Below are 13,835 nucleotides of genomic sequence, written 5' to 3' on the forward strand. Positions count from 1 at the left end.
CGCGTGAGGAAGGAGAGGAGAAGTCTGCCGTGAGCGGAGAACTGCGGTTCCCGAGCCCGTTTGAGGTGGAGACACCACTCGGGGCTGAGGGATGGCAGGAGATGTACCCGAAGCACGTGCTCTTCTCCGAGGAGCGCCGTGAGTCGGAGGAAGCGCGCCTCTGGTTCTACAACGGGATGCACTTCCCCGAGCCGATGACGCCGTTCGACATCATCACGGCCGAATCCTTCTACGTCGCCATCGGGGAGATGAGCGCCCGCTTCTTCTGCATCCCACCAGCCATGGGCATCGACTTCCGCGTGCTCAACGGGTACGTCTACATCAACTCGATCCCGGTGCTCGATCCGCAGGAGGTGCAGGAGCGCGCGCAGCTCTTCCAGCGTCGCGCGGGGCACTACTACGCGAACTGGGAGCGGATCTACGAGGGATGGCGGGAGCGCGTCAAACAGGAGATCGCGGCGCTGCGGGCCGTCTCGTTCCCCGAGTTGCCGGACATCGAACCCGACGAACTTGTCTTCGCCGAGCGCGGCATCGGCACGTCCATGTCCGTGCTCGAGGGCTATAACCGAGTGATCGAGAGCCTCTTCCGCCTGGCTCAGATCCACTCGGAAATCGTCATGATCGGCTTCGCGGCCTACCTGACCTTCTACGACTTCTGCAAGCAGGCCTTCCCGGAGATCTCCGACCAGCAGATCACGGGGATGATCGGCGCGATCGACGTGAGCATGCTGCGCCCGGACGAGGAGTTCAAGGCCCTGGCACGGCGTGCGGTCGAACTCGGCATCGCCGACAAGTTCGTCGAGGGTCGCGATTGGCAAGAGGTCTTCGCCGAACTCCGCCAGAGCGACGCCGGCCAGGCGTGGCTCCGTGAGTGGGACGAGCGGAGCGATCCCTGGTTCTACGTCAACTCCGGCGGCGGCTTGCAGCATCACTTCCGCGCCTGGGTCGATGATCCAAGCCCGATCTTCGGGGCCCTGATCGACTACATCCGGCGGGTCGAGCGTGGCGAGAACCTCGAGCGCGACATCGAGGCCCAGCGGCAGGAGCGCGACCGCATCACCGCCGAGTACCGCGAGCTGCTGCGGACCGACGAGGATCGCAAGGCCTTCGACGAGCTCATCGGGCTCGTCCGGAAGGTCTACTTCTCGATCGAGGACCACCGGTTCTTCGCCGACCACTGGTACATGAGCACCTTCTGGAACAAGCTCCGGGAGCTCGGTCAGCTCTTCGTCGATCACGGGTTCTTCCGTGAGGTCGACGACATGTTCTACCTGCACTGGACCGAGGTCTCCCAGGCGCTGACCGACCTGCTCCTCTCCTGGTCGGTGGGCGGCGAGGCCCTTGGTCCTCGGCACTGGCCGTCGGTCGTCGAACGCCGGAAAGCGATCCTGGCCAAGCTGCGCAAGTTCAACCCACCCCCGGCGCTCGGCGTGGTGCCCGAGACGATTGCCGACCCGGCGATCGTGATGCTGTGGGGGATCACGCCCGACCGGCTGCGCGCCTGGCTCACCCCGGCCGATGGCGACGGAAACATCCTGCGCGGTTTCCCGGCCTCGTCCGGCACAGTCGAAGGCCCAGCACGCGTGATCTCCAGCGTCAACGAGCTGGAGACGGTGCAGGACGGCGAGATCCTCGTCTGCCCGGTGACCGAGCCGAGTTGGGCGCCGATCTTCACCAAGGTGCGCGGCACCGTTACCGACATCGGCGGCGTGATGTCGCACGCGGCCATCGTCACGCGCGAGTACAACATCCCGGCGGTGCTGGGCACCGGCGTGGCGACCAAGCGCATCCGCACCGGCCAGCGCATCCGCGTGGACGGCGATCAGGGGATCGTGACCATCCTCGACTGAGGCATGAGGTCGGCGCCGGCGGCGGGGGCGAGACACCCTGCCGCCGCGCGCCGACCTCGTTCAACCGTCCGCGAGGTGATCCGGCAGGTGCCGTCCGCCCTATGCCCACGGCCGCCGGTGTACGTCCAGGCCAGCGTCCCAGCCAACCAGCCTGATCGATGCCACGCGCATCCCGAAGCGGTCCCGCCGGTTCGACCGCGAAGCCGGGTGGCCGGTACGTGCGCGGCCGAGGTATCGGGCACTGCCGAACCATGTGGTACAAAGAAAGCGTTCGTGAACGCCAACTAGGAGAGCGGTGATATGGGGCTCACCCCGGAAGATGTCGACGAGATCCTACGCTACCTGGAGCACTCCGCCTTCGACGAGCTCGAGCTCGAGACGCCTGAGTTCAAGCTGGTCGTGCGACGCGGGCAGGGTGCCGGCGGATCGAACAACGTGCCCGCGGAGCCACTTTCCGCTGGAAACCAGGCGACGGATACGGCGCCGCCGCCCAGCGCGGGGACTACCGAGCCGACGAGCCAGGACGTTCGCACCGACGAGGAGAAGCAACCACCGGCGGCCGCCGCGTCCGATGGGCAGATTGCGATCCCGGCACCGCTACGCGGGATCTTCTATCGAGCACCCCGGCCCGGCGCCGATCCCTTCGTCGATGTCGGCACGCAGGTCCAGGAAGACACCGTTGTCTGCATCATCGAAGTCATGAAGCTGATGCACTCGATCACCGCTGGCGTCAAGGGCACCATCACCGCCGTCTGCGCCGAAAATGGGGAAGCCGTGGAGAAGGGGCAGCCCCTCTTCATGGTGCGCCCCGAGCGTGCCTCGGATGCCTGATCGGTGCGGGAACGGCGGATGCTGCCCCGGCGTTTCCCCTGGGGCTTGGACCATGGGAAGTGAGGGCGAATGACGTCGCGAATCCAGCTCATCGACGTCACGCTCCGTGACGGCAATCAGAGTCTCTGGAGCGCCACCGGCATTGACACGGAGACGGTCCTCGCCGTCGCGCCCCTGCTCGACCAGGTGGGCTTCAAGGCGCTCGACTTCACCACCAGCACGCACATGGCCATCAGCGTGCGCTACCACCAGGAGGACCCCTTCGAGCGCATCCGACTGACCAGCCAGCTCATGCCCAACACGCCGCTCATCTTCATGACGACCGGCATGCGCTTCATCACCTGGGAGCCGGCACCGCGCGCGATCATCCGCCTCGCCATGCAGCTCGTCATCAAACACGGCATCCGGCGCATCCAGATCGTCGAGCCAATGAACAATATGCCGGCGCTGCTGGAAGCAGCCAAGATCGCGCGTGAGGAAGGGGCGGAGCAGGTTGTCGCCGGTCTGGTGTACAGCATCAGCCCGGTGCATACCGACGAGTTCTACGTCGGGTGCGCGGCCGCCCTGGCCGGCGCCACCGACCTGATCGACACCGTCTACATCAAAGACCCGTCGGGCCTGCTGACCCCCGAGCGAGTGGAGACCATCGTGCCCGCCATGCGCAAGGCCCTCGGCTCGATGCCGCTCGAAATCCACTCGCACTGCAATGCCGGCATGGCGCCGCTCTGCTATCTCCGCGCGGCCGAGCTCGGCGTCGAGACGGTGCATACAGCGATTCCGCCACTCGCTGAAGGCACCTCGCTTCCGTCGATCACGCGCACTGTCGCGAACCTGCGGGAACTCGGTTTCGACGTCGACATCGACCTCGAGCCGATCGAGCGCATCTCGCAGCACCTGTTCGAGCTCGCCCGGCGCAAGGGCTATCGGATCGGTCAGCCGCTCGAGTACGACGTCGCCTACTACCGCCATCAGGTACCTGGCGGGATGGTGACCACCCTGCGGCGGCACCTCGCGGAAGTCGGCGCCGAGGATCGGTTCGACGAAGTCCTCGAGGAGATCGTCCGCGTCCGGGCCGAGCTGGGGTACCCCATCATGGTCACCCCCTTCTCCCAGCTCGTCGCCACGCAAGCCCTCCTCAACGTGCAGGCCGGTGAACGCTACGCGAGCGCTCCGGATGAGGTCATCAAGTACGTCCTCGGGCGCTTCGGCGACCCGCCGGCCCCGATCGACCCCGAGGTGCGCGACCGCGTCCTCTCCATGCCCCGCGCGCGGGAGCTCGATGTCCCGCTGGAAGAGCCGACCCTCGAGGATCTGCGCCGACAGATCGGCCCCAACCTGTCCGACGAGGAGCTGCTGCTGCGCTGGGCACTGCCCGGGGAGCAGGTCGACGCCGCCCTCAGCGGCAAGCGCACCCGACCGGCACAACCGGTCGCCGGGCCGTACCACCCGCTCAAGAAGCTGATCGCCGAAGTCTCGAAACGCACCGACATTACCTATTTCTATCTCCAGAAGGGAGACACACGGGTCATCCTGCGGCGGAACAAGCCCGCCGCGACGGGGAAGGGGATCGTGCCGGATGGACACGCAGAGCCAGCATCGCCTCCAGAACGTGCTGCAGGCGAAGGCGTTCGTGTTTGACGTCGATGGCACGCTGACCGTCTCCGACGGCGCCGACTGGCGCGGGGCGGTCGCGCTCCCCGGCGCCGTCGACCTGCTCACCTGGCTCCGCCAATCGGGCCTCCCCTACGTGCTGTTCACCAACGGCAGCACCGAACCACCGGCCGTGTACGCCGAGCGCCTGCGGGCGGCGGGCCTGCCGATCGACGACTGGCAGATGATCACCCCGGGCGTCACCGCCGCCGAGATCATCGCCCACGAGTATCCCGGCCGTGCCGTGCTAGTGCTGGGCACCGACGGCGTGCGCGCCCCGCTCACCGAGCGTCGAATCCCGATCGTGGACCCGGAGGACGCGGAGCAGGCCGGCGTGGTGCTCGTCGGCTGGGACACGGTACTCACCTACGAGCAGATCGAGGCCGCCGCCCGTGCGATCTGGTCCGGCGCCGACCTCCTGGTGACGTCCCTGGCGCCCGTCTTCGTGACCAAGCGCGGCCCGCGGCCCGGCTGGTCCGGGTCGGTGGCAGCGGCAATCACCTGGATCACCGGCAAAGAGGCTCGCGTGACCGGCAAGCCGGCACTGGAAGGGCTGCGGGCAATCGCCCGCATGCTCGACCTGCAACCGGAGGATCTGACGCTGGTAGGGGACGACCTGGACCTGGAGCTGCGGATGGGACACGAGGCGGGCAGCGCGACGGTGCTTGTCCGGACCGGCACGAGCGCCGACGCAGCCGTCACCCCCGACGTGCCGGACCTCGCGATCCCCCAGCTCACTGAGCTGCTCACCATGCTGCAACAGGAGAGAAACTGAACCACGGCCGACAACAGGGAGGATGGATAACCGATGGCGGAACGGCGCTACTGGAACGAGGCGATGGAGACCATCGACCCGAACCGGCTCTGGCGCCTCGAAGACGAACGCTTGCGCTGGCAGTTGCGGTGGATCTGGGAGCGCTCCCCCCTCTACCGCCAGAAGTGGGAGGAGGCTGGCGTCGATCCCCTGAGCATCGGCAGGGGATCGCTGCACGAGCTGCCCTTCACGGTGAAAGATGAGATCCGCCGCTCGCAGGAGAAGGCCCCGCCCCTCGGTGAGCACGCCTGCGTCCCGCTGACCGAGGTCGTCAAGATCCACGCCTCGTCGGGCACGACCGGCCGGCCCACTCTGATCGGCGTCTCCGCCGCGGACGCGGCCATGTGGAACGAGGTGCTGGCGCGCTTCTTCTGGGCCACCGGCGTGCGCCCCGGCACCCGCTCCTGGGTCGCCGTAAGCCTGGGCTGGTACATCGCGGGGCTGGGCTTCTACGACGCGCTCCAGGCGATGCGGGCGACGGTGCTGCCGTCGAGCAACACCGAGGCGGCGCGCACCTTCTCGGTCCTGCAGGAGACCGGCGTCGATTACATGGTCTCCAGCCCCTCGTTCGTCAACTACCTCGCCAACTTCGCCCGTGAGCGGCTGAACCTGGATCCGAAGTCGCTCGGGCTCAAGTCGATGTCGCTCGGCGGCGAGCCGGGCGCGGGCTTCCCCGAGATCCGGCAGCAGATCGAAGAGACCTGGGGCTGCAAGGTCTACGACGCGATGGGCACGGCCGACTTCGTGCCCGTCATCTGGAGCGAGTGCGAAGCCCAGGACGGGATGCACTTCCTCGGGCAGGGCGCAGTGATCGTCGAGTTCATCGACCCCGAAACCGGGGAACCGGTCGAACCCAAGGAAGGTATGCTGGCGGAGATCGTCTACACTGCGATCCAGCGCGAGTGCGTGCCGCTCGTGCGCTTCCGCATCGGCGACCTGGTGCGCATCGAAGGCACCGGCGTCTGCTCCTGCGGGCGCACCGGTACCCGTATCCGCTGCGTGGGGCGCGCCGACGACATGTTCATCGTCCAGGGCGTGAACGTCTTCCCGAGCGCCGTTGCAGACGTCATCACCTCGTTCCGCCCACGCACGACCGGCGAGTTCCAGATCCACCTGCCGGCCACGGGCACCCGCGTCGACCCACCGGTGCCGATCGTCGTCGCCTACGGCCCCGAGGCCGGTGACCTGGACCAGCTCAAGCAGGAGCTTCAAGAGGCGATCCGCATGAAGCTGATCTTCCGTGCCGACATCCGCCTCGTACCGCATGAAGAACTGGCACCGACCGGGAGCTTGAAGCGCAAGGTCATCGTGCGCGGCGACGCGTGACGCGCGTCGCCGCCGACCCTGGCAACCGACGAGCAGGATAAGGGCGAGACCATGATCGAGTTCATTGATGTGCACGTGCACCTTCGCACCGGCGACAAGGCGCGTCTGGAGGCCGACCCCTACGTGATCTCCAACCCGGAGGGCCTGAGCGACCACCCCGACGCCATGGCCGAGATGTACCGGGAGCTGAACGGCATGGCGGTCGTCTTCGACATCGACGACGAGACCCGCACCGGGCTCAAGGTCTCCAACGCCGAGATCGCCGAATGGGTGGCGAAGTACCCGGACGTCTTCATCGGCTTCGGCAGCGTCGACCCCTGGAAGGGGAAAGCGGCGATCACCGAGGTCGAGCGCTGCGCCGACCTCGGCCTGCGCGGCATCAAGTTCCACCCGTCGGTGCAGGACTTCGCACCGAACGACCCGCGCTTCGACCCCCTGTGGGAGACCTGCCAGCGCCTGGGCCTCGCCATCCTCCTCCACACCGGGACGACGATGGCCGCCGCCGGCCAGCCGGGCGGCGGCGGCATCCGCCTCGACTACGGCCGACCCATCCCCTACATCGACGACATCGCCGCCCGCTTCCCCGAGCTGCGGATCATCATGGCGCACCCGGCCTGGCCCTGGCATGAGGAGCAGCTCGCTATTCTCCGTCACAAGCCCAACGTCTACATGGACCTGTCCGGCTGGGCGCCGAAGTACATCCCGCAGACCGTCATCCAGTACGCCAACTCGCTCATCCAGGACAAGGTCTTCTTCGGCTCCGACTTTCCCATGCTCACGCCCCATCGCTGGCTCCGCGAGTTCGCCGACCTCCCCCTCAAGGACACCGTGCGCCCCAAGATCCTCCGCGACAACGCCGCCCGCTTCTTCGGCCTCCAACTTAACGACCAGTAACAACGCGGGGCGGGTGAGACACCCGCCCCTGCTCCATCCCGGTCGTCGGCACTGGCTACTGAAGGAAGCGCCGGTCAGGCACCCGCGGACAGACCTCGGAGCCAGGCTCGCGACGAGGCACCCACGAACGGAGACGGTCTTCCCTAAACACGAAATGCGGCGCCTGTTGGTGCCACGCCGCTCCTACGCTTAGGCGAAGTCAATCGCAGGTCGTCTGGCGGCATTGGACCGAGGTACATGAATGAGGTGCTGGCACCGATTAGGCCCGAATAAGCAGAGGAACTCAGCGACCCGTCTCAAGGACGTCAGCCCATGCGCCGTCCGTATCAGCGGAGCGCATAGGAGCGTACATGAGCCTCATCGCTTCCCGGCGCGCCCGTGCCGCGATCTCGTGGGACGGCACCCGCCTGCGCTCGAGGTCGCCGTAGATCCAGGGGATAAACAGGAAGTACTTCGCGCGCGTCTGGATCGTGCTCGTGCCCGGGAAGAGCAGCTCGGCGAAGGCATCCCGCACCGTCCCGATGCCGAGCTCATCGAGGGTCTGGCGATCCCGAAACAGCTCGACAATGTCGAGGACTTGCCGCCGCTCGTGCTCCGAGTAATCCAGCCAGCTTAACGACGACGCCATCGTCCCACCTCGCTCGCCCACCCCAGGCCCAAGGTCGCATCAGTCGGTGACTCACCCTATGATGTTCCTTTTCGAGACATTGTAAGGGAAACGGCAAAACGACTGCAGTACCGGGCGACTGGGCTCTCCTCCTCCCTATGCTGATTCAGGGTAAGCCCACTGAAGGGGCTGTGATGGCTACATCTCGGCTGACCCGTTCCGGCATCCCGCCGGACTCAGCGCCCTGTAGCTCCTTCAGTGGGCTTCGCTTTGTCATCCCGGGGGTTATGGAGTCTTACGAATTACATGGATGTACGCGATCGGTCCGTGCCCGGGGCTGAAGCCGCCGGGCTGACAACGGAAGCCCGCTGCAGCGGGCTGGGAACGACGACGAAGTCTAGCGGGCTGGTGAGCGGAGCGGCATTGCTGGCCCGTGCCCGGGGCTAAAGCCGCCGGGCTGACATTGGGTAAGCCCACTGAAGGGGCTGCGATGACTACGCGCGGGCGGAGCCGACCGGCCTCCCACCGGGCCCAGCGTCCCCAGCCCCTTCAGTGGGCTTTGTATTGTCAGCCCGGCGGCTTTAACGCTTGGTGTGAGTTAGCCGGGGCATGCTGTGCCCTCTTGACACAGGAAGGTGCCCACTTCCATACGGGAGATAGCTCGTATCCGTCTCCCACGAAAGGAGCACCCGATGGATGTGGACACCTTCCTGATTACAGTCTATGTCCTGGTCGACACCTTCTGCCAGACCCACCTGCCCCCGGAGCCCCACCGCCCCGGCCCCGCGCCGGCCCTGAGCCGCAGCGAGGTCTTGACCCTGGCCATCTTCGGGCAGTGGATGAGGTTCTCCAGTGAGCAGGACTTCTACCGCTACGCCGAGCGCCACCTGCGCCCCTACTTCCCGACCCTGCCCCACCGCAGCCAATACAACCGGCTGCTGCGGCGGCATCAGGTCGCCCTGGCCCAGTTCGCCCTCTACCTGGCAGACCAACTTGGCCGGGGGCCAGTGGCGGTGGATGTGCTCGATGTGGCGCCGGCTCCGGTGCGCAACGCCAAGCGCCGCGGGCGGGGCTGGCTGGCGGGCGAGGCCAACATCGGCTTCAGCTTGCGCCTGGGCTGGTTTGCCGGCTTCCGCGTGCTGACCGCCGTCAGCCTGGAGGGGGCGATCACCGGCTGGGGCGTGGCCCCGGCCAGCACCAATGAGCGGTCCCTCGCCGAGACCCTGATTGCCTGTCGGGCCCACCCCGATCCCCGCCTGCCCAGTGTCGGCACGCCGGTGGCGACCTATCTGGCCGACAGTGGCTTTGCCGGCGAGGACTACAAGGCGCACCTGGCGGCCACCTATGGCGTGACGCTGGTGGCCACCCCGCAGCGGGGCAGTCGGCGGCGCTGGCCCAAGGCGGTCCGCCGCTGGGTGGCCCGCCATCGCCAGATCGTGGAGACGGTCATCGGGCGGCTGCTGCACACCTTCGGCCTCGAGCGGGAGCGCCCGCACACCCTGGCGGGCTTCCAGGCGCGACTGGCGGCCAAGGTGGCGCTGCACAACCTCTGTTGCTGGCTGAATCGGCAGCAGGGGCGGCCGCTGCTGGCCGTGGCGAACCTGATCACCTGGTAGCCACGGCGCCCTAACTCACACCAAGCGTTTTAGCCCCGGGCACATGCCGGGCGGTGGGGCCCCATGCCGCGGCGTGAGGCCTGTCCCACCCCAGCCCGCTTATGATGTTTCCAAACTAACTCGGACCATACTCGCCTAGGCACATCGATGCCTGCGGAGCGCTCAGAATCGTGCGTGGGTTGTGTCCTGTCGCACCTCGCAGCGGTCGACGGAGCGATAGTCCGATTCAGTTGTGAAACATCATGAGCCGGCTTCTCATTCTCAGCCCGGCGGCTTCAGCCCCGGGCACAGGCCGACCGCGTACACCCAAATCACTCGTCAAACTCCATAACCCCCGGGCACGGGCCGACCGCCTACACCTAAATCAATTCGTCAAACCCATACGTGCGTCCGGCCACGGCCAGCCTCGTTCGAGGAACGAACGATGGTCCACGATCCCGCATACGTGGACGGCATACACCGTCCCAGCCATCGGTTACCCGGCCTCACCAGAAGTCCCATCTCGCGACGCGGCATACCCGGCTCCAGGTCAGGGCGTGGTAGGATATTGGCAAATTGCGCGAACCGTCCACGACAGTCACCGGGGTGGTCCGACGTGTCGGGGCACTGAGGAACGCCCCTGCCGCGAGACGCCGTGGTCGGGATCAAGAACTCGGGAAGAGAGCGATGCTGACGATCTTCGACGCGTGTGAGCCACGCCCTGAGGTGCTCCTTGGAGAACTCAAGGAGGAGATCTTCGCCGCCCGCCTCAAGGACGTCATCGATGGCACAGCGGAGGCCGTCTACCAAGATCCTCAGACGTTCTTCGACAACACCTACCTCACCGCAGGGCTGAAGACGCTCCTTGAGGAAGCGCTCGGCCGGCTGACCGGGCAGCGTCCCGACAGCAACCCAATCATCCGGCTCGAAACGTCCTTCGGGGGCGGCAAGACCCACAACCTCATCGCGCTCTACCACGCCGCCCGCGGCAGCGAGGCCGCCAGTCGGGTCGTGGATTCCAACCTCATCCCAACCCCGGGCACCGTCCGCATCGCCGGCGTCGTCGGCTCAGACCTCGACCCGTCCAGCGGCATCCTGCATCGGGACGTCACCACCTACACCCTCTGGGGTGAGCTGGCCTACCAGCTCGGCGGCCTCGCCGGCTACCAGCTCGTCGCCGAGAGCGACCGCCAGTCGAAGGCCGCCCCCGGCACCGGTATCTGGCAGCAGATCATCGGGAACGCCCCTGCGCTGATCATGCTCGACGAGGTCGCGCGCCACCTGCGCACCGCCAAGGCGATCACCACTGGGACAGGGAAAAGCGACCTCGCTGAGCAGACCGTTGCCTTCCTCATGTCGCTCCTTGAGTTCGCCGCGAGCCAGGAGCGGGTCGTGGTGGTGCTCACCCTGGCCGATGCAAGCGACGCCTTCGGCCGGGAGTCTGACGAGCTGCGCGAGGAGCTGGCCGAGGCCCGCCGCATCAGCGCCCGCCAGGAGCGGGTCATCACCCCGACCGATGAGACGGAAATCGCGAAGATCGTCACCCACCGTCTCTTCCGCTCGATCGAGCGCAACGCTGCGCAGGCGGTAGCTGACGACTACCACCAGTACTACCTTCAACTCCTGGATCAGCAGGCCGACCTCCCCCAGCGGGCGGCGCGCGCGGACTACGCCACCGAGATGGTGTCCGCCTACCCGTTCCACCCGGAACTGCTCAACACGCTCAACCGCAAAACCTCAACGATCCCGAACTTTCAGAAGACCCGCGGCGCGCTGCGCCTGCTCGCGCTCGTTGTCAGGCGCCTTTGGGAGACCCGTCCGCCCCAGACGTACCTGATCCATCCGCATCACCTGGACCTCGCCGTGCCGCAGATCGCCGACGACCTCACCAGCCGGCTCGACCGCCCGGCCTACAAGCAGGTCATCGAGGCGGACATCGCCAGCGTGCTCCCCGGCACCCGTTCGCACGCACAGACGATCGACAGCGGCTGGGTCGAGGCCGGCAAGCCGCCCTACGCCCAGCGCGTCGCGACGACAATCTTCCTCCACAGCCTGACCCAGGGTGTCGCCTCCGGCGTCGATCCGGCCGACCTGCTGCTGGCCGTCGTCTCGCCCGGCGACGACCCCGCCTTGGTGCAGCGCGCCACGGAGCGCCTGGTCGATACCTGTTGGTTCCTCGACTACAACGGGCAGCGCTACCAGTTCAAGACCGAGCCATCGCTCAATAAGATCGTGGCCGACGAGATGTCCCTCGTCGGCACGACCCGGGCGAAGCAGCTCCTCGACGAGCGCATCCGCCAGGTCTGGAAGCGCGGCATCTTCGAGCCGGTCTACTTCCCGAGCGAGGCGGGGGACGTGGACGACGACGCCCGCGCGCCGAAACTGGTCGTCGTCCACTACGACGCGGCCACGGCGACGGCGACCGACCCCGCCCCGCCCGACCTGGTCGTCCGACTCTTCACGCACGCCGGCTCGGCCGAGGGGTACCGAATTTATAAGAACAACCTCGTCTTCCTCGTCGCCGACCGCGACCAGGTGGACGACCTCGTCGAGAAGGCGCGGCGCTACCTGGCGATCGGCCGGATTGCCGGCGACCCGGACCGCATGCAGCCCTTCACCGAGGAGCAGAAGAAGAAGCTGCGCCAGATGCAGGACAGCGCCGAGCTGGAACTGCGGGTCGCGATCACCCGGACCTACCGCTACCTCTACTATCCGAGCGCCGACGCCCCCCGCGCCGCCGCCGGTCTGGCGCGCGAGGCGCTGCCCGCCCAGGATCAGGGCGACGTACGGTCGGACCAGTCCACCGTCGTACTTCGCGTTCTGCGGCAGATCGACAAGGTGCGGACCGCCGACGACGCCCAGATGCCGGCACAGTATGTCAAGGCCCGGGCCTGGGACGTCGGCCAGGCACAGATGACGACCGAGGACCTGCGGCGGGCCTTCGCCAAGCGGCTCAGCCTACCGATGCTGCTCGACGTCAACCAGCTCAAGCGAGCGATCCGGGACGGCATCCAGCAGGAACTGTGGGTCTACTTCGACCCCCACGAGGCGGTGGGATACGGGAAAGTGTCGCCCGCTCCGCTTGTCCAGCTCAGCGACGACGCGCTGCTGTACACGCCCGACGAGGCCCGACGGCTGGGCATCGCGATCAAGGGAGAGCAGGTTGATCCGCCCCCGGAGTCCTGCCCCGTCTGTGGCAATCCGGTGGATCAGTGCACCTGCGGCATCGTGATCGACCCGGACAACGGGGGCGAACCTCCGCCACCGCCACCGACGCCACCGCGGATCGCGGCCGAGGGCGCGCCGGCTCAGGTATTCCAGGCCATCGCGGACCAGTGCGCCGACAACCGAGTCGACACCATCACCAGCCTCACGATACGACTCGACGGTGCCGGAAAGGCGGGCGCCGATGAGGCACGCGCGCTCGGTCTGGCCATCCCACAGCTCGGTAAGGGGCAGTTCCGGGTGGAGCAAGAACTGACGATTGAATTCGGTCAAGACGAATACTTCCATCTGAAGTTCAACGGCACATGGGACCGCTACAAGCGTCTCAAGACCGTCACCGACGAGTTTGGCAAGGAAGCCGCCAAGCTTACCGTCAAGATGACTCTCCAGGTGACTTGCCCCGACGGGCTGGCGGTCGATAGCGACCAGTTCGCCCAGATGCGCGATATCTTCGACCAACTCGGCTTCGGCCGGCTCACCGTTGAGGCGAAGCCGGCGACGGAAGACACGGAGGTGCGCTGGTGAGCGACCGGCAGCCGCTTGCCTTCGAACTCCGTGTGCTGCCCGAGCAAGGCGACCGCTACCGACTTGCGCTCTGGCAGCAGCGCCTCACGAGCAACGGCAGCAGCCACGCGGAGATGCGCCACCTCGCCACGCTCCGCGGCACGCCGCTCCAGGTCGCGATCGACCAGATCCTCGATGTGCTCCGGCGCGAAGGGCACCGGCCAACCACACTGCGGCCAAGCCAGGCGGCCACGCTGCCGGTGAGCGAGGAGACCGGCGTCCGCCTTGGCCTTCTGTTCCTCGCCCTGCGGCCGCTGACGAAAGTGGTGCGCATGGAGGCAATCGCCGCGGGGATCCGGAACATGCCGGCGGAGGAGGCCTACTACTGGTTCAGCAAGTGTGTCGCGAGCGGCAACGGACGCCAGGCCCAGCGCGCCCTACGGGTGTTGCTGGCGCGCGACTGAGATTGATCTGGCTGGGCATAGGGAGATGACCCCGAACATCGTTATCCGGCTATGTGACCAACCGCTCCGCCAGCA

The 13,835-nt window shown here is 67.0% G+C and carries 10 protein-coding genes; 9 read left to right on the top strand and 1 reads right to left on the bottom strand.

What is annotated here, in order from left to right:
* Positions 1-29 precede the first annotated feature (29 nt).
* The 6 genes from STHE_RS14120 (at position 30) to STHE_RS14145 (ending at position 7,365) form a co-directional block, all read left to right on the top strand.
* Entirely contained in the window at positions 30-1,850 is a 1,821-nt protein-coding gene (locus STHE_RS14120) for a PEP-utilizing enzyme (protein ID WP_012873268.1), read from the top strand.
* A gap of 300 nt (positions 1,851-2,150) precedes the next feature.
* Positions 2,151-2,681, top strand: a complete 531-nt coding sequence (locus STHE_RS14125; protein WP_012873269.1) for an acetyl-CoA carboxylase biotin carboxyl carrier protein — start codon at positions 2,151-2,153, stop codon at positions 2,679-2,681.
* 69 nt (positions 2,682-2,750) lie between these two features.
* Positions 2,751-4,319, top strand: a complete 1,569-nt coding sequence (locus STHE_RS14130; RefSeq protein WP_012873270.1) for an acetyl-CoA carboxylase — start codon at positions 2,751-2,753, stop codon at positions 4,317-4,319.
* Positions 4,258-5,106, top strand: coding sequence for an HAD-IIA family hydrolase (locus STHE_RS14135; protein WP_012873271.1), 849 nt, complete (start codon positions 4,258-4,260; stop codon positions 5,104-5,106). The genes STHE_RS14130 and STHE_RS14135 overlap by 62 nt, the downstream gene beginning before the upstream one ends.
* A gap of 33 nt (positions 5,107-5,139) precedes the next feature.
* Positions 5,140-6,471 carry a phenylacetate--CoA ligase family protein gene (locus tag STHE_RS14140; RefSeq protein WP_012873272.1) on the top strand — a complete coding sequence of 444 codons (1,332 nt, stop codon included), beginning with the start codon at positions 5,140-5,142 and terminating at the stop codon, positions 6,469-6,471.
* Between the two features lie 51 nt (positions 6,472-6,522).
* Positions 6,523-7,365 carry a 4-hydroxyphenyl-beta-ketoacyl-CoA hydrolase gene (locus tag STHE_RS14145; protein WP_012873273.1) on the top strand — a complete coding sequence of 281 codons (843 nt, stop codon included), beginning with the start codon at positions 6,523-6,525 and terminating at the stop codon, positions 7,363-7,365.
* A 283-nt stretch (positions 7,366-7,648) separates the two neighbouring features.
* Here the strand turns inward: STHE_RS14145 and STHE_RS14150 are convergent, their stop codons facing one another.
* Positions 7,649-7,993 (bottom strand): DUF6361 family protein, encoded by a 345-nt coding sequence (locus STHE_RS14150; protein ID WP_012873274.1) that lies wholly within the window; start codon positions 7,991-7,993, stop codon positions 7,649-7,651.
* A 671-nt stretch (positions 7,994-8,664) separates the two neighbouring features.
* On the opposite strand from STHE_RS14150, the gene STHE_RS14155 reads away from it, so the two are divergent.
* The 3 genes from STHE_RS14155 to STHE_RS18185 all read left to right on the top strand — a co-directional run bounded on the left by STHE_RS14155 (position 8,665) and on the right by STHE_RS18185 (position 13,760).
* Complete coding sequence (locus tag STHE_RS14155) at positions 8,665-9,588, top strand: IS982 family transposase (protein ID WP_012873275.1); 924 nt, start codon at positions 8,665-8,667, stop codon at positions 9,586-9,588.
* 666 nt (positions 9,589-10,254) lie between these two features.
* A complete protein-coding gene (locus STHE_RS14160; RefSeq protein ID WP_012873276.1) occupies positions 10,255-13,317 on the top strand; it encodes an ATP-binding protein in 3,063 nt (1,020 codons plus the stop codon).
* On the top strand, positions 13,314-13,760 hold the full coding sequence (locus STHE_RS18185; protein ID WP_012873277.1) for a DUF7680 family protein: 447 nt from the start codon (positions 13,314-13,316) through the stop codon (positions 13,758-13,760). The genes STHE_RS14160 and STHE_RS18185 overlap by 4 nt, the downstream gene beginning before the upstream one ends.
* Positions 13,761-13,835 lie beyond the last annotated feature (75 nt).

Source organism: Sphaerobacter thermophilus DSM 20745 (genome assembly GCF_000024985.1).
GTDB lineage: Bacteria > Chloroflexota > Chloroflexia > Thermomicrobiales > Thermomicrobiaceae > Sphaerobacter > Sphaerobacter thermophilus.

Bases quoted from the DNA above. Each gene is read 5' to 3' on its own strand.
- STHE_RS14135 (WP_012873271.1), top strand. From the start codon at position 4,258: ATGGACACGCAGAGCCAGCATCGCCTCCAGAACGTGCTGCAGGCGAAG.
- STHE_RS14150 (WP_012873274.1), bottom strand. From the start codon at position 7,993: ATGGCGTCGTCGTTAAGCTGGCTGGATTACTCGGAGCACGAGCGGCGG.
- STHE_RS14125 (WP_012873269.1), top strand. From the start codon at position 2,151: ATGGGGCTCACCCCGGAAGATGTCGACGAGATCCTACGCTACCTGGAG.
- STHE_RS14130 (WP_012873270.1), top strand. From the start codon at position 2,751: ATGACGTCGCGAATCCAGCTCATCGACGTCACGCTCCGTGACGGCAAT.
- STHE_RS14155 (WP_012873275.1), top strand. From the start codon at position 8,665: ATGGATGTGGACACCTTCCTGATTACAGTCTATGTCCTGGTCGACACC.
- STHE_RS14140 (WP_012873272.1), top strand. From the start codon at position 5,140: ATGGCGGAACGGCGCTACTGGAACGAGGCGATGGAGACCATCGACCCG.
- STHE_RS14160 (WP_012873276.1), top strand. From the start codon at position 10,255: ATGCTGACGATCTTCGACGCGTGTGAGCCACGCCCTGAGGTGCTCCTT.
- STHE_RS14145 (WP_012873273.1), top strand. From the start codon at position 6,523: ATGATCGAGTTCATTGATGTGCACGTGCACCTTCGCACCGGCGACAAG.